This window comes from Nocardia noduli, assembly GCF_019038455.1.
Lineage (GTDB): Bacteria > Actinomycetota > Actinomycetes > Mycobacteriales > Mycobacteriaceae > Nocardia > Nocardia noduli.
In genome coordinates, this window is sequence record NZ_JAFMPL010000018.1 from 85,220 (window position 1) to 104,736 (window position 19,517).

At 64.8% G+C, this 19,517-nt stretch carries 23 protein-coding genes and 4 pseudogenes; 10 read left to right on the forward strand and 17 right to left on the reverse strand.

Going from position 1 to position 19,517, the window contains the following annotated elements:
- Positions 1–231: 231 nt before the first annotated feature.
- From JZ792_RS41990 to JZ792_RS13755, 4 genes and pseudogenes are all read right to left on the reverse strand, one after another.
- A pseudogene (locus JZ792_RS41990) lies at positions 232–471 on the reverse strand (helix-turn-helix domain-containing protein); the annotation flags it as partial.
- Between the two features lie 1,043 nt (positions 472–1,514).
- Positions 1,515–1,697 (reverse strand): annotated as a pseudogene (locus tag JZ792_RS13745) (cold shock domain-containing protein); the annotation flags it as partial.
- A gap of 283 nt (positions 1,698–1,980) precedes the next feature.
- Positions 1,981–2,241, reverse strand: coding sequence for a hypothetical protein (locus tag JZ792_RS13750; protein WP_216910673.1), 261 nt, complete (start codon positions 2,239–2,241; stop codon positions 1,981–1,983).
- Between the two features lie 55 nt (positions 2,242–2,296).
- Positions 2,297–2,722, reverse strand: a complete 426-nt coding sequence (locus JZ792_RS13755) for an Hsp20/alpha crystallin family protein (RefSeq protein WP_216910675.1) — start codon at positions 2,720–2,722, stop codon at positions 2,297–2,299.
- A 154-nt stretch (positions 2,723–2,876) separates the two neighbouring features.
- Here JZ792_RS13755 and JZ792_RS13760 point away from each other — a divergent pair, with 154 nt between their 5' ends.
- Positions 2,877–3,278, forward strand: coding sequence for a MerR family transcriptional regulator (locus JZ792_RS13760; RefSeq protein WP_216910677.1), 402 nt, complete (start codon positions 2,877–2,879; stop codon positions 3,276–3,278).
- A 48-nt stretch (positions 3,279–3,326) separates the two neighbouring features.
- Complete coding sequence (locus JZ792_RS13765) at positions 3,327–3,476, forward strand: hypothetical protein (protein WP_216910679.1); 150 nt, start codon at positions 3,327–3,329, stop codon at positions 3,474–3,476.
- A 133-nt stretch (positions 3,477–3,609) separates the two neighbouring features.
- Here JZ792_RS13765 and JZ792_RS13770 read toward each other — a convergent pair whose 3' ends face one another.
- The 3 genes from JZ792_RS13770 to JZ792_RS13780 form a co-directional block, all read right to left on the reverse strand.
- On the reverse strand, positions 3,610–4,311 hold the full coding sequence (locus tag JZ792_RS13770; RefSeq protein WP_216910681.1) for an ANTAR domain-containing protein: 702 nt from the start codon (positions 4,309–4,311) through the stop codon (positions 3,610–3,612).
- A 131-nt stretch (positions 4,312–4,442) separates the two neighbouring features.
- Entirely contained in the window at positions 4,443–4,745 is a 303-nt protein-coding gene (locus JZ792_RS13775; protein ID WP_216910683.1) for a hypothetical protein, read from the reverse strand.
- Between the two features lie 66 nt (positions 4,746–4,811).
- The gene (locus JZ792_RS13780; protein WP_254189768.1) at positions 4,812–5,144 is read right to left on the reverse strand and encodes a hypothetical protein; all 333 of its coding nucleotides are present in this window, start codon (positions 5,142–5,144) and stop codon (positions 4,812–4,814) included.
- Between the two features lie 486 nt (positions 5,145–5,630).
- On the opposite strand from JZ792_RS13780, the gene JZ792_RS13785 reads away from it, so the two are divergent.
- Positions 5,631–7,799, forward strand: coding sequence for a catalase (locus JZ792_RS13785; protein WP_216910685.1), 2,169 nt, complete (start codon positions 5,631–5,633; stop codon positions 7,797–7,799).
- Positions 7,800–7,857: 58 nt separating this feature from the next.
- Complete coding sequence (locus tag JZ792_RS43205; protein ID WP_216910687.1) at positions 7,858–8,346, forward strand: IPT/TIG domain-containing protein; 489 nt, start codon at positions 7,858–7,860, stop codon at positions 8,344–8,346.
- Here JZ792_RS43205 and JZ792_RS13795 read toward each other — a convergent pair.
- From JZ792_RS13795 to JZ792_RS41995, 4 genes and pseudogenes are all read right to left on the reverse strand, one after another.
- Positions 8,343–8,783 (reverse strand): SRPBCC family protein, encoded by a 441-nt coding sequence (locus tag JZ792_RS13795; RefSeq protein ID WP_368858156.1) that lies wholly within the window; start codon positions 8,781–8,783, stop codon positions 8,343–8,345. The genes JZ792_RS43205 and JZ792_RS13795 overlap by 4 nt on opposite strands.
- A 276-nt stretch (positions 8,784–9,059) precedes the next feature.
- Positions 9,060–9,560, reverse strand: a complete 501-nt coding sequence (locus JZ792_RS13800) for a hemerythrin domain-containing protein (RefSeq protein ID WP_216910691.1) — start codon at positions 9,558–9,560, stop codon at positions 9,060–9,062.
- 290 nt (positions 9,561–9,850) lie between these two features.
- Complete coding sequence (locus tag JZ792_RS13805) at positions 9,851–9,991, reverse strand: hypothetical protein (protein WP_216910693.1); 141 nt, start codon at positions 9,989–9,991, stop codon at positions 9,851–9,853.
- Positions 9,992–10,512: 521 nt separating this feature from the next.
- Positions 10,513–10,680: pseudogene (locus JZ792_RS41995) on the reverse strand (response regulator); the annotation flags it as partial.
- Between the two features lie 103 nt (positions 10,681–10,783).
- Between JZ792_RS41995 and JZ792_RS13810 the strand changes: the two are divergent.
- Both JZ792_RS13810 and JZ792_RS13815 read left to right on the forward strand, forming a co-directional pair.
- Entirely contained in the window at positions 10,784–12,577 is a 1,794-nt protein-coding gene (locus JZ792_RS13810) for a thiamine pyrophosphate-requiring protein (RefSeq protein WP_216910695.1), read from the forward strand.
- 54 nt (positions 12,578–12,631) lie between these two features.
- Positions 12,632–12,790 carry a hypothetical protein gene (locus JZ792_RS13815; protein WP_216910697.1) on the forward strand — a complete coding sequence of 53 codons (159 nt, stop codon included), beginning with the start codon at positions 12,632–12,634 and terminating at the stop codon, positions 12,788–12,790.
- Between the two features lie 45 nt (positions 12,791–12,835).
- Here JZ792_RS13815 and JZ792_RS13820 read toward each other — a convergent pair whose 3' ends face one another.
- From JZ792_RS13820 to JZ792_RS13835, 4 genes and pseudogenes are all read right to left on the reverse strand, one after another.
- The gene (locus JZ792_RS13820; protein WP_216910699.1) at positions 12,836–13,090 is read right to left on the reverse strand and encodes a hypothetical protein; all 255 of its coding nucleotides are present in this window, start codon (positions 13,088–13,090) and stop codon (positions 12,836–12,838) included.
- Between the two features lie 28 nt (positions 13,091–13,118).
- Positions 13,119–13,385, reverse strand: coding sequence for a hypothetical protein (locus JZ792_RS13825; RefSeq protein WP_216910701.1), 267 nt, complete (start codon positions 13,383–13,385; stop codon positions 13,119–13,121).
- Between the two features lie 71 nt (positions 13,386–13,456).
- Positions 13,457–13,873: pseudogene (locus tag JZ792_RS13830) on the reverse strand (DUF6328 family protein); the annotation flags it as partial.
- A 133-nt stretch (positions 13,874–14,006) separates the two neighbouring features.
- Positions 14,007–14,441: a VOC family protein gene (locus tag JZ792_RS13835; protein ID WP_216910705.1), complete on the reverse strand. Its 435-nt coding sequence runs from the start codon at positions 14,439–14,441 to the stop codon at positions 14,007–14,009.
- Positions 14,442–14,511: 70 nt separating this feature from the next.
- Between JZ792_RS13835 and JZ792_RS13840 the strand changes: the two genes are divergently transcribed.
- A complete protein-coding gene (locus JZ792_RS13840; RefSeq protein WP_216910706.1) occupies positions 14,512–15,111 on the forward strand; it encodes a TetR/AcrR family transcriptional regulator in 600 nt (199 codons plus the stop codon).
- Positions 15,112–15,138: 27 nt separating this feature from the next.
- Here the strand turns inward: JZ792_RS13840 and JZ792_RS13845 are convergent, their stop codons facing one another.
- On the reverse strand, positions 15,139–15,351 hold the full coding sequence (locus JZ792_RS13845) for a hypothetical protein (RefSeq protein WP_216910708.1): 213 nt from the start codon (positions 15,349–15,351) through the stop codon (positions 15,139–15,141).
- 241 nt (positions 15,352–15,592) lie between these two features.
- On the opposite strand from JZ792_RS13845, the gene JZ792_RS13850 reads away from it, so the two are divergent.
- The 3 genes from JZ792_RS13850 to JZ792_RS42940 all read left to right on the forward strand — a co-directional run bounded on the left by JZ792_RS13850 (position 15,593) and on the right by JZ792_RS42940 (position 19,314).
- Positions 15,593–17,086, forward strand: a complete 1,494-nt coding sequence (locus JZ792_RS13850) for an NF041680 family putative transposase (RefSeq protein ID WP_308165290.1) — start codon at positions 15,593–15,595, stop codon at positions 17,084–17,086.
- A gap of 51 nt (positions 17,087–17,137) precedes the next feature.
- A protein-coding gene (locus JZ792_RS13855) for an IS5 family transposase (protein WP_435831567.1) occupies positions 17,138–18,023 on the forward strand; the annotation gives its coding sequence in 2 pieces (ribosomal slippage) (positions 17,138–17,530 and positions 17,532–18,023; 885 coding nt in all).
- 55 nt (positions 18,024–18,078) lie between these two features.
- Positions 18,079–19,314 (forward strand): serine/threonine-protein kinase, encoded by a 1,236-nt coding sequence (locus JZ792_RS42940; protein ID WP_216910712.1) that lies wholly within the window; start codon positions 18,079–18,081, stop codon positions 19,312–19,314.
- A 43-nt stretch (positions 19,315–19,357) separates the two neighbouring features.
- Here JZ792_RS42940 and JZ792_RS13865 read toward each other — a convergent pair whose 3' ends face one another.
- Positions 19,358–19,504 (reverse strand): hypothetical protein, encoded by a 147-nt coding sequence (locus tag JZ792_RS13865; protein ID WP_438804326.1) that lies wholly within the window; start codon positions 19,502–19,504, stop codon positions 19,358–19,360.
- Positions 19,505–19,517: the final 13 nt, after the last annotated feature.

Genomic DNA, 19,517 nt, shown 5'->3' on the forward strand with positions numbered 1-19,517 from the left:
TTCCCTTGGCATAGCCAGCGGTCGGCGCCTTTGTCGGCGGGGAGCCCTCATGGGCAGCGCGACGAAGCTGCGATGACTCAGGCGCAGCGACGAGCCGGAACCCGTGTGTCGCTGATAGCGGCAGCCGACACCTCTTCGAAAACGGCCCGAACGGCTACCGACTCTCGGACGAGGGCCGAGAACTGTTGCAAGCATACGAACCGCTGGGTCGCCGGTCGGATTCTGTCGGGTCAGTTCGGCGTTGAGTTCGACGGCCACAGCGAGTTGGTCTTCCAACTCGATGATCCGGCACGCCGCTTCCAGTGATGTGCCCCGGTCGAGGAGTTCGCGGGCGCGGGCGGCCAGACGAAGTTGGTAGCGGGAGTAGCGGCGGTGCCCGCCCTCGCAGCGTTGCGGGGCCGGTAGTTCGGCGGCGCCGAGGCTGCGCAGGAACGCCGCGGTGACACCGAGGATCTCCGCGGCCCTGCCCATGCTGTAGGCGCGATAGTGCTCGTCATCGAGCCGATCAGCAGCCGACGCGCCGCTGTCGGGTTTCGGGTTCGCTGGGTCCACAACACCTCTCGAGGTTTCAACACCGACAGGCCCCGGCGCACAGTGCGCCGGGGCCCATGAACTTACGAAGGGGGATTCAGATTTTGCTCTGTTCGCCGACCGGACGGGTCGGCGGCGAACAAGGCGCCCGATCCTCGGGCACGGAAGAGTCGAGTAACTGATGCAGTAAGCCACCTCCCTGATCGAACCAACCTGCGTCTACGGGGTATTTCCTCATCCCCTCCGGCGGACCGGCCGAGTGCACCGGATTCTCTTCTCCGCCGGAGGGGACGGTCGAACTCTTGGGTCTTCCGGGCAGTTCACCTGCCCGGCCATTCGGCCCTTGTCCTCTGCAACGACAGCGACATTAACCCCCTCCCGGCACAATGTCTACCCTTGCCGCTACAGATTTTTTTCGGCTAGTGTGCGCGTTTATCTTCGAGAGTGCGCGGGTAGTCCGACTGATCCATGCGATGGGAGACCGGCCGATGCGGGGTGCAAAGCGACAGAGTTTGGGTCACGGAGCTCCGGTGAACGGCGGGACGGGACGACGCGCGCTGGCCGTCGGGACCGGACTCCCCGGCCCGGTCTCGACGCCCCATCGTTTCACCACCCTGACAAGGCCGCTGCCACGTTCACCTCTCGATGAGCGCGGCTGTGCCTGCGAGTGATTCGGAGTGATTCGGAAGCACGCACGTGGTCGGGCCCGCTAGACAGTTATGAGGGGCTACCTCGTCGACGGGAATTCCTCGATCGGCGCGGGGGATCGGCCGAGGGTTGGTGTAGCAGTAGTGCCGTGATCGTGGCGGCTGTCAGCGGGGGTAGTGCCAGCAGGACCGTCGCTGGCGCGTCGAGAGCGGCCAGCACGGTCAGGGCCGTGAGCAGGATCAGAACGCAATGGGGTGTGTGCTGCAGCGTCATCACGAAGGTCGTTTCGAATCGGATGGCCGGGGTTGCGGCTGGACTGTGGCGTGTCGGTAGGGGCGTACTCGTACGGTTTCGGGCCCGCGGGTGGTGGCGGTGGCGGTAAATACGACCGGGTCGCCGGCGGTGAGGGTCCGGTAGCCGGTGGCTTCGATGCTGGTGTATTCGACGAACACCGCGGCAGTGTGGTCGTCGGGATGGATGAAGCCGAACCCCTTTTCGGCGTTGAACCAGGCCACCACCCCATGGCGTCACTGGGACGGTTCCGCCAGTGTCGGCGGGGAGAAGTCAGCAGGGCAGAGAGTAGTCATCATCGGATGTCGGGAGATCCAGGATTGCTCGATGCGGTCGGTGACAGCGGCGATGTCGAGTTGGTACCGCGGGGCAGCAGAAGGTGTGGGTCCGGTTGCAGGCCCGGACCCACACCACGAAGGGAACAACAACGTGACTCGTCTGCGATACGGGCCATCACCTCGCTTCCCTCGGGCTCACATCGGTATTCGGAAGGGTCGCACTGTATTCGGTTCATCGGCCCGGCGCGTCGGAGGCCCGCGCTGGGGCGCGCCCGCCCGGCCTCGGGATGTCGATCTCGTGACCACCGCGGGGCGGATGCCCGCAACGGGGATCTCGCTGGGCCCGGAGTCTGGCCGCGGTGGCCACTGTTTCGGTGCGGGTGCGGCGCAGGATCTGCTCGACCTCGTCGAACAACGTTTCCAGGTCTGGGTCGAGCAGATCCAGCACCGGTTCGACATCGCCGAAGGGGGACGTGTCGAGTTTCGTAGTCATGACGCCGCCACCCCCAGGACAGGAGCGTCGGATACGAAGGGACGGGGGGCAGGCCTCAGACGTCGATGGTCTGCTGTCGGCCGGTGTCGCTGTGGCCGATCTTGATCTTGCGGGGTTTGGCCTTCTCGGCCACCGGGATGCTCAACCGCAGTACTCCGTGGGTGTAGTCGGCGGTGATGTTGTCGGTATCGAGGCCCTCGCCGAGGAACAACTGACGGCTGAACACTCCGCGGGGTCGTTCCGCGGCGATCATCGACCGGCCCGAGTCCAGGTCCGGGCGTGCGGCTCGTACGGTCACGACGTTGCGTTCGATGTCCAGGTCCAGCGAGTCCGGGTCGATGCCGGGAAGGTCGAGTTCTACCCGGAATTGCTCACCGTCGCGCCAGGCATCCATCGGCACCGTCGCGGGACGGGCCGCTGTGCCGAACACCTGCTGCGTGAGTCGGTCCAGATCACGGAAGGGATCGGTACGCATCAGCATGGTCGCCACCTCCAACACTCCAATCTCTGTGGTAGATCCAGATAACCTCTGTTATCCGGCATAGATTTGTTTTACCACTCTGGACATATGAGTGCAAGCCCCTAGAATAGGAAACCTGTTGGAACGTGTGGATGGGTGAAGGGAAGGGACTGCTGTGCCGCAAGATTCGCATCTGCCGGACTCCGGGCAGGCTGTGTACGGGATCTCGGTTACCGCGGAACTGGCCGGGATCGGAGTCCAGAGTCTGCGCCTGTACGAACGTCACGGCCTGCTCACCCCTGCTCGCAGCGATGGCGGGACCCGCCGCTACAGCAACGACGACCTTGCCCGGCGGCGACGCATCGCCGCCTTGGCCGCGGCCGGGGTGAACCTGGCGGGGATCGCACGCATCCTCGACCTCGAAGACCTCAGCTTCGGACTACACGCCGACAACGACCGCCTGCGCGCGCACCCGGATGCTCAGGCGGATGCACAACAAGCAGCAACACGGCCCGGATACGAGGTTCGATCCGTGTCGAAAGAAGATGTTCCCAGTTCGAGCCGGGTGCGACCCTGATCACGGGCAGCCCGGGATGTAGGTGAATCCGGCGAAGGAAACACGCTCATGACCGACTACCCGCAACGCGAGGACATCGATACCGAGGAACAGCCCGTCACCTGGCCCGACCCGAGCCCCCTGGACGACTGGTGGGAACAAGTCATGGGACTCGATCACCGGACCCGGCAGCCACGAGTCCACACCACCGCTGCGTGAGGCCCGGCCCTCGCATGCCTCGGGGTCCCCCGCGAGGAGCAACCTACCTCGGCCAGGGCGAGCACCAGATCAGGATGATTGCGGTCGCCCGCTCATCGGCCCGGCCAACGGGCAAGAACCTTGCCCCTTGCGGTCAGGTCTGGTCATCGGGTGGATCCAGGTATTCGTGCAGGCTCAGCAGAATATGGTCCATCTGTAGTCGTTGCCGGGGAGGTCCTCCGCGTAGCGCTCTGGCTGCGGCGACCAGACGCCGCGCCAAGGTCCGGAGTTTGACGTTGGTCTCTTGAGATCGCCACCGCAGTGTCGCGAACGCCTGCTCGGGGCTGAGTCCATAGGCCAGGATCAGAATTCCTTTGGCCTGCTCGATGTCCGCGCGTGAGGTCACCAGGTCGGGCAGTACCTCATCGAGTGCTTCTCGCCCGTAGGTGGCGATGCTGGCGGTCAAGTCGATGAAATAGCCTTGCGTGCCGACCACGGTCCCGGTCGCGTCGAACATTCCGTCGCCCACCACCATCACCTGGTGATGGACCCCCGCGGTGTCGATGACGCGGTGATGGCTGCCGAACGCCCCGTGATCGCGTACCGCGGCCGCGAGGGCGTCAGCGACCGCGGCACGGTCGTCGGGGTGGTTGTGGGCCAGCAGCAACTCGGTAGTGGGGGTCATCTCACCGGGTTCGTAGCCGTAGAGGTGCCAGATCTCTTCCGACCATTCCCAACGATGGTCGTCGAACCAGAACCGGAAAGAGCCTACCGCTCCCGGAGTATCGGGGGAGGGCCGTTCACGCTGGTCCTCGCCTACAACCGGCTCCGGCTTCTGGCCTGTTTCCCTATCCATTCCTGCCGACTACCACCAGGCTCCGGTACGAACCATCACCGCGTACGAGATCGGCGTCGGCGAGACGACGGCTGACCTCGGAATCCACTAAAGACGCCCCGGCACGGGATCGGTGCCGAGTTCGGCGGTTTTCACCACACCGTACAAACACGGGCAGACTGATCTCGACCGCCGCGGGCGATCTCGCGCAGGGATTGTCCTTCGGCGCGGCGGACCAGAATCGCGCGTCTCTTGTCGTCGTCGTCGACGGTGGGTCGTCCGCCTTTTCGGCCGCGGCGGCCAGCGGCCTCGAGGCCGCCGCGGGTCTTGGGGACGAAGTCGCGGCGCCGGTCCTCAGCCAGGGCCAGGGTGAGGCTGCGTTCGGTGCGTTCGCCAGCAGCGATGCCCGCCAGGATCCTCACCGCCATGCCCTGCTGGAACAGATCTTTGAGCACGATCAGCCCTTCGAGCAGGCTGCGGCCGAGCCGTCGGCTTCCTGGGGCGCGTCGGTTTCGGTGTGGTCAGTGCCCTGCTTGGTCTGTCAGGGCGAGTCCTTCTTTGTTTTTGATGCGGCGGTGTTCGAGCAGTAGCCATCCTGTGCCGGTGAGGATGGCGATCGCGCACACGATCGCGGCGATGATCGCCCACCCGTTGAATCCGTATGCCGCTGCGGTCAGGGCCAGGCCCAACGCGACGATGCCCAGCGCCCACAGCACGATGCCGGGAACGTTGTAGCCGTCCTGGATTCCTTCACCGGCGTGGCTGCGCGAGGTGCGCGCGTGGTCGGGGAAATTCCCGTCGCCCGGATAGGCCGCAGCCCGGCCGTGGTCACTGGATATCTCCGGATCCGACATAGCTGTTCTCCTTGGTCCATCTTCCCCACCCGCAGATGCGGACTTCACCGTTTTCCGGCCGGCAAACCGGTCCCGGCCAAACAATTTCCTCACGATCGCCGCCGATGGGAAAGGGGCGCGGGGTGAGTGGTCGCCCCGCGCCCCTTTCGTCGGGTTTGACGGGCGGCGTCGTTCAGCGGTCTTGCTGGTGGGCGGCTTGGCGGGCTTCGTCGACTCGGCACGCGCTTTCTCCACAGCGGCTTCCTTGCTCGCGGCTTCGACGAGTCCGCATCGGATGCACCGGGTCGACTTTCGGACCCGCGGTCGCCTCGAAGATGTGCTGTGGAGCCTATCCATGCAGGTGAGAGGAGTAGAGGTCGGTGTTTGGTCAGGAGCGCGTGGGGTATAGCAGGCCAGTCCAGTGGCTGTGACCTGAGCGGTGCCGGTACACGCTCTTGCGGATCGACGTCCTCAGTTCGGGCCGAATCGAGTACAGGAGGTTTCGCGATGTCCCCCTCAGCGCGTCGACCCGATGCCGAGAAGCAGCCGACCGTCCCGGGCGCACCGAGTAGCGAACCCCCCTCGATCAAGGAGCCGACTCGCCCGCGCACACCGCTGCCACCCAAACCCGATCAGCGCGGACCCGACCCGAGAACCCCGACCGGTACGGAGTCCAGCGACAGCGAGGACGCCGTCGCCCCGCGTGGCGCCCGCTTGACGACCGCGAACGGCACCCCGCTCGCCGACACCGATCACTCTCTCAAGGCGGGGCCGCGCGGGCCGGTCCTGTTGCAGGATCACCATCTCCGCGAGAAGATCACCCACTTCGACCACGAGCGGATTCCCGAGCGTGTGGTGCACGCGCGGGGCGCGGCTGCGCACGGGGTGTTCGTCGCCAACGGGGCCGCGCAGAAGATCTCGTGTGCCTCGGTATTCGAGAAGGGCAAGCAGACACCGGTTTTCGTGCGTTTCTCGACGGTGCTGGGATCGCGCGGCTCCGCGGACACGGTGCGCGATACCCGCGGATTCGCCACCAAGTTCTACACCGACGACGGCATCTGGGATCTGGTCGGCAACAACATCCCGGTGTTCTTCATCCAGGACGGCATCAAGTTCCCCGACATCATCCACGCCGCCAAACCACACCCCGACCGGGAGATCCCCCAAGCGCAAAGCGCCCACGACACCTTCTGGGACTTCGTGTCCCTGCACACCGAAACCACCGCCCACACCCTGTGGAACATGTCCGACCGCGGGCTGCCCCGCTCCTACCGGATGATGGAGGGTTTCGGCGTCCACACCTTCCGCTTCGTCAACGCGCGCGGCAAAACCGTTCTGGTGAAACTGCACTGGAAGCCCAAGCTGGGTGTGCACTCGCTGCTGTGGGAAGAAGCGCAGATCGCGGCGGGCGTCGATCCGGACATGCACCGACGCGATCTGGCAGATGCCATCGAAGCGGGCGCGTTCCCCGAATGGGATCTCGGGGTCCAGGTCTTTCCCGACATCGAGGACCAGACTTTCGAAGGGATCGACCTGCTCGACCCCACCAAATTCGTTCCAGAAGAACTGGCACCTGTCCAGATCATCGGCACGATGACCCTCACCGCCAACCCGACCAACTATTTCAGCCAGACCGAGCAGGTCGCGTTCCATCCCGGCCACCTGGTGCGCGGTATCGACCTCACCAACGACCCGCTGCTCCAAGGCAGGTTGTTCTCCTACATCGACACCCAGATCACGCGGCTCGGCGGACCTAATTTCGCGCAACTGCCGATCAACCGACCCCACGCCGAGGTCAACGACATGCTCCGCGACGGCATGCACCAGACTGCGGTGCATTCCGGGGTGGCTCCCTACCGGCCCAACAGTCTCGACGGCGGCTGCCCGTTCACCGCGAGACCGGGCGAAGCGCTCATCGAGTATCCCGAGCCGGTCGAGGGCACCAAGGTCCGTGAAGCGCCTGCGAGTTTCGACGACCACTACAGCGGTGCGCGCATGTTCTACGCCAGCCTCACCCCGATCGAGCAGCAGCACGTCGCCGAGGCCTACAGCTTCGAACTCGGCAAATGCTATGAGAAGGCCATCAAGGAACGAACAGTCGGCGTCCTGCGCAACATCGACGAACAACTCGCGCGCACCGTCGCGGCCAACCTCGGTATCACCGTGCGCGCCAAGGTCAACGAGCATTCCGATCCCACCACCTCCGCGGCGCTGACACAGATCGGTTCACGCTGGCCCGTTGACGGTCGGATCATCGGCATCCTCGCTGACGACGCCACCGATCTGGCGGACCTGGCCGCCACAGTGAACGCCATCACCGATCAGTCGATGACCGCACTGGTCATCGCCGGGCACGGCGGAGAACTCGGCACTCGGCAGAACAAGATTCCGATCTCACGCACCCTCGACACCGCCCGCTCCATCGAATTCGACGCCCTGCTCATCGCAGCAACCCTGCCGCACCCGAAACTCACTGTGCTGTTGCAGGAAGCCCACCGCCACCTCAAAGCCATCGCCTACATCCCAGCAGGCCAGCAGGCGCTGCAAACCGCCGGGATCACCGACGAGTTCGACGGCATCGAAAGCGCCACAACCCTCGGAGCCGCTTTCGAGTCGATCGCCACCGCTTTGCCTGAACATAGGTCTTGGGCGCGAGCCGATCAACTGGCTCACTGAGCGCATCGGCGGGTCAACAGGGCATGCAGTACGGGTCGCGCAGTCGAGACATCGAGCTGTGGCACCCAGATACTGGCGTCTCACCGGCGGAAACCGAGATCGTCGTGGTCACCGTGACCGCCCCGGGCGGCGCCAACTCCGGGGTCGTTCGTGTACGTCGTGGTCCCCGACGTCACCGGCATCGGGACCGGCGGAGGGATGCAACACTGTCGTGATCACCGGCCGGAACTTCACCGGTCCACTGACGGTGCGATTCGGTGGCACGGCGACTTCGTTCACGATTGATTCGGCCAGCCAGATCACCTCGATCGCCCCGCCCGGGGCAGGAACGATGCAGGTGAGCGTCGCAGGTAATGGTGGCGGGGCGGCAGCGTCGCCTAAACCCACCTCTGAAATTGGGGGGACGGCAGGCCCGGCATGCCGCGACCTGCAATCGGGCTGGCGGCACAGATATCTACTGTTGCATCTGATCGGTATTGTGCTGAGTCGCCGTCAGCGCCGTAACTTTGTGGCAGTAGTGGGCGAGGTGACATCCGTATGGTGCTAGCCGTGGGTCTGCCGGTCGGCGTCTGCCCTTCCGACGACAATATCGGCCAAACGCTTCAGCGATTCGTTGTTACGGGGTGTCAGCAGCAGCTTCTGAGCCGCGTCCGGAAGGAGCCGACCGGGTCCACCGCTGACCCGCTCCGACATCTGAATCGCGGTGGACCCGTCCTCGCCCGGTTGCAGGGCGATCCGAATCCACGCCGAGCCGACCGGCCAGGATCTGGCCCTCAATTCAAGGCTGTGGGGCGGATCGACGGCGAGCACTTCGGTGACGTCATGCAGTGTCATCGGCCACGGCCCCACGCCATGATGAATGCGGGCGCCGACGCTGGGCCAGGTGTCATCGACATCGTGGATATGGGAAGCGCCGACCACCCAAAGCGCGTACAACCAACCGTCGGCGAGAACATCGAAGACATCACCGGGCGCCACCGGCACCGTGACAGCGACCGAGGGCGCACGCGGGTCATCACCCCGCGCCTGTCGAGGTTGCCGCTGTCGGTGTGAAAACAGATGCATGAGAACCTCCTCGATCCGATAGCCCGTGTCGACCAGATGATCGGATCCGCAGGACCCCGCCGGAACGGTGTCGAATCAGGATGTGGCGAATCAGGCGGTCGGGCACGCCGACGGCATCGTCAAACCGATCGCGGGCCGATCTGTTGTTGCTAGCTCGTCCACAGCCCAGGCGCGCGAAGGCGGCACCCGGCCGACTCAGGAAATGACCGCGTCCACGGTCTTCTTCAGCGCCGAGGGTTGGGCGGGTGAGGCGGGGGCCTTCTTCCGCAGTTCGATCATTTTCGCGCCGATATCCTGTAACTGTTTGCGCCCCAACTTTTCTCGAACTTTGGAAAACCATTCGTCTTCTTCTTCGTCGATATGGTGGTCGACGTTCTCGATCAGCACGGTGGCCTTGGCGGTGAAACGTTCGTCCTCGGGTTTCATGGCCGCCAGTTCGGTAACCAAGATGTCCGCGACGTGGTGTTCCTCATACGACTCGAGGATGTCGTCCTCGAGATCGGGAACGAGTTCGCGGACGTCGGGATACATCCCCTCGTTCTCGATGTAGGTGTGCACGGTCAACGCCTCGATGATCTTGTCGACCAATCGCCCTTTGGTCGCGTGGGCGTCGCTACCGGCCTTCTCGAATTCTCGGAACAGTTTGCGGATCGCCTTGTGATCGTCACGTAGCAACACAATCGCATCGGTGGACATCGGTACTCCTCGGTGATGGAAGGAACTCGGCGCTGCTCGGCAACGCGTCAGGACTGCTGGGGATCAGTGGCCCGTCACGTCGGTCAGGGGCGAGGCCCCTCTTTTGCTTTGATTCGACGGTGCTCCCGCCGCAACGACGTGGGTCGATCGCGGTCGCCTGATCCTCGGAGGCGAGGTATCAGTCGTCGACCAGGATGATGTCGATCAATCGGCGTATGAACAGGCTCTACCCACTGATCTCCCGAACTAACGAGAAACGCGCAGCGAAATCGCGTCGGCTCGTCGGAGGTTCAGATCTTGTCGTCGTCGGCCGACGACGAAGGGGGATTGCCCGTAGACATGTCCAGGTCCTTGTCGGTTCCCTTGAATTTGCGGTACAGCACAACCGCGCCGACCACCACGAGGAGAGCGAGGATCACAAGTAGTTCCATGCGTAGGCGCTACCCGGAACCTCAGGGTTCAACCCAACAGCAAATGAGTAGCAAGTGTCGGTCCTGACGTGGGGGTCGGCAGTGTGCGGCGGATCGCTTCAACGAAAGTCGTCGTCCCGTCACGGAACACCACCCGCACGCCGAGTTGCTCGCCGAGGCGCGCCGCGACGGGGCGGCTCCGCATGCGGGCATTGGGTTGGCGGGTGACTGCGTCAGGGTCGATGGCGTCCCCCGCCGCGGGGCCGAGCCCGCACAGCGACGCACTCCCCACCATGGCGTCACGGTTCCAGAAGCTGCACCGCACGTCCATCGCCCGTTACTTTCCCGCACTTAGCGAAACGGTGAGTTGCGAAACCATTCGAGACCAACGGCCGTGGAATCTGTCCGGACCACCTGCTACGCCGTAGGTTTGCGGGCGGGGATCGAACGGTCCAAGGGGGTCTCGCGTTCGATGTGCGAAAGCTTGTGCGGATTGCGCACGAAGTACAGCCCGTGATCAACCCGTCATCGATCCGCACGGTGAACCGGTCCAGGTCGACCGGTCTGGTCACGTAGGCGTTGGCGTGGCTTCGGTAGCTGCCCAGGATGTCGTCCTCGGACGAGGAGGTGGTGAGGATGACCACCGGAATACGGGACAGGTCCTCATCGGCGCGGATCTGTTCCAGGACACGGCGGCCAGTGTATTTGGGGCGGCTGACCGGACCTGGGTCGCGGACCGATCTGGTTGGGAGTCGAGTGGCGGGGTACCGCACCGCGGAAACGACCGGTTCGATGACGGACAGGAGTAGCACCATGGCTGACCAGGTCGCCGATCATGTCCTGCGACGACTACGCGAGTGGGGTGTGGAACAGGTGTTCGGCTATCCGGGAGACGGTATCAACGGGTTGATCGCCGCCTTCGGCCGCGCGGAGGACGAACCCACCTTCGTTCAGGCGCGCCACGAGGAGATGGCCGCGTTCCAGGCGGTGGGATACGCGAAGTTCAGCGGGCACGTCGGGGTGTGTATGGCGACCTCGGGGCCGGGCGCCATCCACCTGCTGAACGGGCTCTACGACGCGAAACTCGACCACGTCCCGATCGTGGCGATCGTCGGCCAGACCGCGCGCAGCGCGATGGGCGGCAGCTATCAGCAGGAAGTCGACCTGCAGAGCCTGTTCAAGGATGTGGCGTCGGACTATCTCGTCGAGGTCAATGTCGCCGAACAGCTTCCCAACGCCCTGGATCGCGCATTCCGGGTCGCACGCGCGCGACGCGCGCCGACCGCGGTGATCATTCCCTCCGATCTCCAGGAGCAGCCTTACGAGGAACCCGCGCACGCGTTCAAACAGGTTCCTTCCAGCCCGCCGTCGACGCCGCGGTCGACCGTCACCGCCGAGCGCGCCGAGATAGAACGGGCGGCGGCTGTCATCGAAGCAGGAGAGCGGGTCGCGATCCTGGTGGGTCAGGGTGCGCGCGGCGCGGTGGAGCAGGTCACCGCATTGGCCGACCTCACCGGAGCGGGTGCGGCGAAAGCGCTGCTGGGCAAAGATGTGCTGTCGGACGATCTCCCGTACGTGACCGGATCGATCGGTCTGCTCGGTACGCGCCCCAGCTACGAATTGATGCGGGACTGCGACACCCTGGTGATCATCGGCTCCAATTTCCCGTATTCGCAATTCCTTCCGGAGTTCGGGCAGGCACGGGCGGTGCAGATCGATATCGACGCCGCGATGATCGGCATGCGCTACCCCATCGAGGTCGCGCTGGTCGGCGACGCGAAGACGACGCTGACCGAATTGCTCCCGCTACTCACGCGCAAGACCGACCGAGACTGGCGGGACACGGTGGAGTCGAATGTGGCCCGCTGGTGGTCCACGATCGAACGACAGTCGATGTTGAAGGCCGACCCGGTCAACCCGATGCGAGTGGCGTGGGAACTGTCCGAGCGCATTCCCGAAAACGCGATCGTCACGGCGGATTCGGGCTCCTCGACGAACTGGTACGCGCGCTGTCTGCGCATGCGCGGTGATATGCGTGGTTCGCTGTCGGGCACGCTCGCGACGATGGGTCCGGGCGTGCCCTATGCGATCGGTGCCAAATTCGCCCATCCCGACCGGCCGGTGGTCGCGCTCGTCGGTGACGGGGCGATGCAGATGAACGGTGCCGCCGAACTACTCACGATCAGCCGGTACCGGGAACGATGGTCCGATCCGAGACTGGTTGTGTGCGTATTCCACAACAATGATCTCAACCAGGTGACCTGGGAACTGCGCTCGATGGGCGGAGCTCCCAAATTCGAAGAGTCGCAGTCGCTTCCGGATGTCTCCTACGCTGATCTCGCCCGTACCTGCGGGTTCGCCGCCATCGCGGTCGACGACCCCGACGATCTGGGGAAAGCATGGGACGCGGCGTTGTCGGCGGATCGGCCGATGCTGCTCGATGTGCGTTGCGATCCGGAGATGCCGCCGATCCCTCCGCATGCGACCTGGGATCAGATGAAATCCACGGCGGAGGCAGTGCTGCGCGGTGATCCCGACGGCTGGCACCTGGTCACCCAGGGAGTCAAGACCAAAGCACAGGAATTCGTTCCCAGACGCGGTCGATGAGCCGAGGTAGCGCGATGACCGTACGACAGGTCGTGTTCGGCCCGCGGCGATCGCATGACTGTCCCCGACGCCGGTGACCTACATGTCCATGCCGCCGAGTTGGTCGGGGGATTCGGACTCGGTTTCCTCCGGTTCGGATTCGCTGGTCACGGAAGTGTGTTCATCGGCGAATTCCGGTTCATCGTGAAGTTCGGCCTCCACCTGTTCGCGTGACTTTCCTTCACCTGCTGGTTGCCTGTCCATTTCCTCTCCGGGTTTCTATCGGGCCGAGTGCCGCAGCGGCAGCGGCGCTGGTACTGATCGACCATGGATGACGTCTTCGACTGACTGCACGAAGGGCAATTCGGCGATACGCGCGGCAGCCTGGGGGGTGGCCGCAATCGTGACGTGTTCCGGATGTGTCCCGTAGACGATCATCGCGCCGACAGCTTTGAGCGCGTCGGCGAATCGGGACTGTTCGTCACCGCGCAGGGCAGTGAGCGTCACGCGATAGACCGTGGCGTCGTCATCCACTGCAGTGCTCCGTTCTGGCCGGAAATCGTCATGATCCGACCACCGCGAGGGTTGTCGGGGTTTTGATCGGCGGCACGGTGAACGATCGCAGCGGCAGCGCCGTGTCGGCTTCTACGACGCGAGACGACGACGCGAGCGATTCCGGCTCGCTGATCACGCCGGATTGGTCGACGTCGTCGCCGAGTGCGACCGGTTCCTTCATGGCGCGAATCGGCAGCGGGGGAGCGCGTACCGAGGCGTCGACCACGAGAAACTGTGCCGAATTCGATCCGATATCGAGGACTCCGACTCTCATAGTCGCGTGCTACCCGGAATCGCGCGTTCTACCCAAATCGGTGAGGGGCCCTGTTGAACGTCGCGTGGCCGTCACGAGCGTCCGGAATGGGCACGTTGCCAGTACGGATGGGCGATCCACAGGGTGATGAACAGCAGCGCCGAACCCACCCCGGCCGCTACGGCGAACAGCGGTCCGGCGACCAGATCGAATATCAGTACCGCCACGCCGGTGAGGGCGCACCCGAGCAGGAGTATTCCGGTGAGTGCGCACCGGTGCGCGCCGTGTACGACGTCTTCGAGACGATGACGGCGGAACAGTATGCGGTGTGCCGCGACCGGCGCGGTCAGGCATGCCGTCGCCGCGATCGATGCCCCGGCGACGAACAGGTAGTCCAGGCGCATCGCCGCGGAGATATCCTCGAAACGTTCCTGGAACGGCAACGTCAGCAGAAACCCGGTGAGCACCTGCACGCCGGTTTGGACCACCCGCAGTTCCTGAAGCAGACTCGCGAGGTTGCGGGGGCTGGGTCATCGGGGTCCTGGTTGCTCTCGGCGTCGTCGCGCCGGGACAGCTCCCGCGATCACGCACCGGGCGTCGCTCAACGCGAGCGCGTCGGACAAGGGATCGGCAGTCGTTGCGTCAGGCGTGTGTGGGCGGCTGGATCAGCTCGATCAGATTGCCTTCCGGGTCCTTCACGTAGGCGAACCGTGCCCCTGGCTGGACTGCGTCCGCCGGTGGCCACACCGCGACGCCGCCCGCGTTCGTGATGGCGGCGAACGCGGTGTCGAGATCCCGCACCGACAGCGCCCAATGTCCGAAACCGAGCGTGGCGGCAGCGTCGAGTGGATCGGCGAACACGCGCTGCCGCGTCGCCCCGGACCGCTCGATCAGCTCAAGGCACACGCCCGAGGCCGATCGCAGAACCACCGTGCGCACGGCTGGTTCGTCGAGCTCGTACTGCTCGATCACTTGGTGTAGGCCGAGCACCTGCTGGTACCAGGCCTGCTGTGCGTCGAGATCGGCGACGGACAGGCTGGTGTGGTGCACGGCCAGGTCAAATTTCAGGGCGGACATCGGGCGGGGTACCTCCAGCTGAATTCTGGTTAATGTCTTTAACTAGGTTAGTGTTGTTAACCTTACGCGTGTGGAGACCAGAGGCAAGCGGCCCAACGGGCAGCATCACGGTGACCTGCGTCATGCGCTGGAGCAGGCCGCGCTGGAGCTGATGGCGGCCAAGGGGGTCGGCGGGTTCACCCTGGCCGAGGCCAGTCGGCGTGCCGGGGTGAGCGTCGCGGCGCCGTATAAGCACTTCGCGGACCGCGACGCGCTGCTGGCGGCGCTGGTCCTGCGTGCCTACCAGGACCAGCGCGAGCGGTACCGGGCCGCGATGGGGTCTGTGGCGGACCCGGTGGAGCAATTGGCGGCGTTCGCCGCGGCCTATGTGCGGTTCGCTATCGAGCAGCGGGCGCTGTTCGAGCTCACTTTCGCCGCGGGGTTGGACAAGCGCCGCTACCCGGAGCTGGTCACGGCTGGTGCGGACCTGCTCGCTGTGCTCGACGCGCCGGCCCGCGCACTCCGGGACGATGACCAGCAGGCCCGTGGCCTCGTGTTGTCGGTGGCGGCGTGCGCGCACGGGCACGCTGTGTTCCTGCTCGAAGGCGTGCTGGGTGGTGTGGTGGAGCAGGCCTGCAGGCATGCGGCTGAGAACGCGCGCAGGCTGGCCGCTCCCGCCGTTCGCGAATGACCTGTGTGGACTGTCCACGGTGTTCGATCAGGTCGTGGTGACGATCATCTTGCCGATGTTCTCGCCGTTGAACAGGCCGCTGATCGCGCCGGGTAGTGCGTCGAGTCCGTGACGTTCGGTCTCCAGGGGGATCAGTTGTCCGGCGCCGACCCACTCAATGAGGTCGTCGAAGGCGGCGGGGAGCGCGTCCGGGAACTGGAGCGGGGTGTAGCCCTGCAAGGTGAGTCCGTTGCTGTACAAGGGTTTGATGTTGATGGTCCAGGCGGTGTCGTCGTCGTAGGGGAGATCAGGCGCCGCACACGACGACCTGGGCTGGGCGGTGAAACTCGGTCGCGACCCAGACCTCGAGCAGTTGCGTCGCTGATACCACCAGTCACTGACCCGCCGGGGGACGCGTCACCCTCTGATTTCGACTAGCTTGAGTTTTAAGCTCTGGCGGCTGGTGTGGACCCTGGTTGATCTTGAAAGAAGCCCTTGGGTGATGATTCCTCTTGCTACAGAAGGAAACTCGACCCAAAGGGCTTCGGTGAATAGTGTGCACGACACCGGCTGGACTGGTGCGGCCGGGGACTTGTCGACGTTCCGGCAGGAGTTCTACCGGTGTGTGACCGCGCGAGCGGATGCGGTGTTCGAGTTGGTGGACGCGGTGTTGTGCGCGGACGGCCCGGTGCGGTCGTTGCCGGAGTTGTCGCTGGTCGGCGAGCATCGCCGAGGCCACGGCAGCGTGTATGCGGCGCTGGATCGGGGCCGGATCGACATTGTTCGGCTGCGGCGGGCGGTGACAGCGGCTCCGCTACCGCGGGCTGCGGACGGCCGGTTGGTGCTGGCGGTGGATATCACCTCCTGGCTGCGGCCGGAAGCGCACACCTGCCCGCAGCGGATGCTGTGTCACACCTACGGGCGTGCCAAGGATTCGCATCTGATGATCCCTGGATGGCCATATTCGATGGTCTGCGCGCTCGAGTCCGGCCGTAGTTCCTGGACCGCCCCGCTGGACGCGATACGGCTGGCACCCGGCGACGACGCCGCCACCGTCACCGCCGCCCAACTGCGCACCGTGGTGACCGATCTGATCGACGCGGGCCACTGGCGGCCCGGTGACCCCGACATCTGGGTCGTGACCGACGCCGGGTACGACTCGCCGCGGCTGGCGTTCCTGCTGGCAGACCTGCCCGTGGCCGTGCTGGGGCGGATGCGGTCGGACCGGGTGCTGCGCCGCGCCGCGCCGCCACGGGTGCCCGGCGTCAACGGCCGCCCGCCCCGCCACGGCGGCGAGTTCGTCTTCGGCGACCCAGCCACCTGGGGCGAACCGGACGTAGCCACCGACACCGAGACGCGCCTCTACGGCCCGGCCACCGCGAGATCGTGGAATCGGTTGCATCCCAGACTGACTCACCGCTCATCCTGGGTCGCCGCGACCGGGACGCTGCCGGTCATCGAGGGCACTGTCATTCGCCTCGACGTCGCCCGCCTACCGTCGGGCGCCATCCCGAAACCGGTATGGCTGTGGCACTCGGTCATCGATCTCGATGCCGGGATGGTGGATCTGCTGTGGCAGGCGTTCCTGCGCCGGTTCGACATCGAGCACACCTTCCGCATGCTGAAGCAAACTCTGGGCTGGGCCGGTCCGAAACTACGTGACCCGGCCGCAGCCGACCGGTGGACCTGGCTGCTGCTGGCCGCCTACACCCAGCTACGCCTGGCACGCGGCCTCACCTCGGACCTCCGGCACCCGTGGGAGAAACCTACTGCCCCGCAACGGCTTACACCCGCACGTGTCCGGCGGGGGTTTCGGCACCTCCGCACGAAGACAGCCTGTCCCGCCGGTGCACCGAAACCCTCCCGCCCCGGACCGGGACGCCCGCCCGGCCACCGCAACCAGCAGCCCGCGCCCCGCTACGACGTGCACATCAAGACCGCCAGCAACCGGCAAGCATCGAAATCCGCCGCGCCACGACCACGCCGCAGAGCTTAAAACTCAAGCTAGCCTGTCCTCAAAGTTGGTGTGGTTGATGTGCTTTGATCTGTGTTTGTGGTGCGTAGGCACGAGTTGAGTGAGGAGCAGTGGCGGGTGATCGAGCCGCTGTTGCCGGTATCGGGTGCGAAGGGCCGTCCTCGGGTCGATGACCGTCGGGTGATCAACGGCATGTTGTACAAGGCCAAGACCGGGGTCGCATGGCGGGACCTGCCCGAACGCTACGGACCGTGGAAAACGGTCTACAACCGGTTCTGGCGGTGGTCGCGTAACGGCACTCTGGGCATGTTGGTGGTGAAGGTGCGGGTGGTCGCCGAGGCGGTGGCCGAACTCGATCGTGAGGTGTCGATCGATTCGACGATCGTGCGCGCCCATCAGCACTCTGCCGGTGGGCGCTCTCGTGTGGTTCACACAGGGGGACAACGGATCCGGCGTCGGGCACAGTGAGCCAGTTGATCATGCTATCGGTCGTTCCCGTGGTGGGCTGACCACCAAGATCCATCTGGCCTGTGACGGGCTCGGGCGACCCGTGAGCATGGTGTTGACCGCGGGCAACGTCAACGACTGCACCATGTTCACCCAGGTCCTGGCAGGAATCTGGATGCCACGCCCGGGTCGGGGTCGACCGTGGATCCGACCCCGGCGGGTCCTGGCCGACAAGGGCTATTCCACACGCGCGATCCGTCACCACCTGCGACAGCGGGGTATCGCCGCGACGATCCCCGAACGCAGAGACCAACAAACCCACCGTCGTCGCCGGGGCAGTGCCGGTGGCCGCCCACCAGCGTTCGACCGGACCGCTTACCGGCGCCGCAACGTGGTTGAACGCTGCTTCAACCGACTCAAGCAATATCGGGCCATCGCCACCCGCTACGACAAGACCGCGACCTCCTATCGAGGAATGCTCGACCTCGCCACCCTGCTCATATGGCTTTGAGGACGGACCCTAGCGATCGCCCTCTGGATCGGTTACGACGTGATAGTGCTGTCACGTGGAAGGTGAGTCATTCGGGCGGTATCGGTTGCTCGCACTGATCGGCGAGGGTGCGATGGGTCAGGTCTATCGCGCCCACGACACGGGGACGAACCGAGTCGTGGCGCTCAAGGTCCTCGCGGCGCACCTCGCCGGTAATCCGGTGTATCAGGAGCGCTTCCGTCGGGAGGCCCAGGCAGCCGCAAGGCTGAACGAGCCGCATGTGCTACCTATCCACGACTTCGGCGAAATCGACGGTCGGCTATTCTTGGACATGCGGCTGGTCGAAGGGCACGACTTGGCAGCTGTTCTCGCTCGGGATCGCTTGACACCGCTGCGAGTAGTTCATCATATCGAACAGGTCGCGGCAGCTCTCGACTCCGCGCACCGAACGGGCCTGGTCCATCGAGATGTGAAGCCATCCAACATCCTCGTGGCGGCGGACGATTTCACATATCTCATAGATTTCGGTATCGCCCGCGGGGTTGGCGACTCGGCCCTTACCAGCACAGGTTTCGCAATCGGAACATTTGATTACATGGCACCGGAGCGATTCTCCACCGAGCGTTGCGATGCTCGATCCGATGTCTACTCGCTGGCCTGTGTCCTCTTCGAATCTCTGACCGGATCAAAGCCGTTCCCATACGAGACGCTCGAACGAAAGATCGCCGCACACCTTGCCGAGCCTCCACCGCGACCGTCGCTGATAGTTCCCCAGCTGACAGATGAACTCGATGCAGTGATTGCACGGGGTATGGCGAAGGACCCCTTCCTTCGTTACCCATCCGCGGGAGCGTTGGCGAGCGCGGCGCGGATGGCTGTAGCGAACGCGACTGCGCGCGCTGGACAAATCTACTCGCGAACAGCCCCCACACAGGTAAACCCATACAACGCCCCGTCGAGTCACGCAGTCCAACATCGCTCCGACAATCAAAGGATTGTCTCGGTGCTACTCGTTACGACTGCGGTGTTACTGATCGTGGGAATAGTGGTGGGCCTAGCCCTCTTCCAAGGAGAGACTGAATCCATCGCCGACTCACCGACGACTGAATCCACTGCCGTTCCCACTCAACCGATAACAGGAACAACCTCAGTCGGTCCAACGGCACTGTCTACCACGGCGCAAACGCCTGCGGCGATGACTGTTACACCCCCGGCAGCAAATTACGAATTCGCCGGCACTTGGAACGGATTCGCTCAGGGATCGGGGAGCCGATTCGAGACCATCATCAAGCTGGTGAGCAGTCCCCGATAACGCGACCACCCGGGAATAGAGTCAGGTGATATTGGTGCGGTGTTCAGTTGGTTCCGCATCCCACCGGGTGGTGGGTGTGGGTGCAGGCCGCAGCGTACTCGGCCGGTGTCCGGTAGCCCAGCGCCGAATGCCGGTGCCGCCGGTTGTGGTCGGTCTTGAAATCTCCGATCACCACCCGGGCCTCGAGCAGGCTGGTCCAGTGG

What these genes read in the sequence shown, in the direction of transcription:
- JZ792_RS13750 (WP_216910673.1), bottom strand. Translation starts at nt 2,241, where the DNA reads ATGACTACGAAACTCGACACGTCCCCCTTCGGCGATGTCGAACCGGTG.
- JZ792_RS13755 (WP_216910675.1), bottom strand. Translation starts at nt 2,722, where the DNA reads ATGCTGATGCGTACCGATCCCTTCCGTGATCTGGACCGACTCACGCAG.
- JZ792_RS13765 (WP_216910679.1), top strand. Translation starts at nt 3,327, where the DNA reads ATGACCGACTACCCGCAACGCGAGGACATCGATACCGAGGAACAGCCC.
- JZ792_RS13770 (WP_216910681.1), bottom strand. Translation starts at nt 4,311, where the DNA reads ATGGATAGGGAAACAGGCCAGAAGCCGGAGCCGGTTGTAGGCGAGGAC.
- JZ792_RS13780 (WP_254189768.1), bottom strand. Translation starts at nt 5,144, where the DNA reads ATGTCGGATCCGGAGATATCCAGTGACCACGGCCGGGCTGCGGCCTAT.
- JZ792_RS13785 (WP_216910685.1), top strand. Translation starts at nt 5,631, where the DNA reads ATGTCCCCCTCAGCGCGTCGACCCGATGCCGAGAAGCAGCCGACCGTC.
- JZ792_RS13800 (WP_216910691.1), bottom strand. Translation starts at nt 9,560, where the DNA reads ATGTCCACCGATGCGATTGTGTTGCTACGTGACGATCACAAGGCGATC.
- JZ792_RS13805 (WP_216910693.1), bottom strand. Translation starts at nt 9,991, where the DNA reads ATGGAACTACTTGTGATCCTCGCTCTCCTCGTGGTGGTCGGCGCGGTT.
- JZ792_RS13810 (WP_216910695.1), top strand. Translation starts at nt 10,784, where the DNA reads ATGGCTGACCAGGTCGCCGATCATGTCCTGCGACGACTACGCGAGTGG.
- JZ792_RS13815 (WP_216910697.1), top strand. Translation starts at nt 12,632, where the DNA reads ATGACTGTCCCCGACGCCGGTGACCTACATGTCCATGCCGCCGAGTTG.
- JZ792_RS13825 (WP_216910701.1), bottom strand. Translation starts at nt 13,385, where the DNA reads ATGAGAGTCGGAGTCCTCGATATCGGATCGAATTCGGCACAGTTTCTC.
- JZ792_RS13835 (WP_216910705.1), bottom strand. Translation starts at nt 14,441, where the DNA reads ATGTCCGCCCTGAAATTTGACCTGGCCGTGCACCACACCAGCCTGTCC.
- JZ792_RS13850 (WP_308165290.1), top strand. Translation starts at nt 15,593, where the DNA reads ATGATTCCTCTTGCTACAGAAGGAAACTCGACCCAAAGGGCTTCGGTG.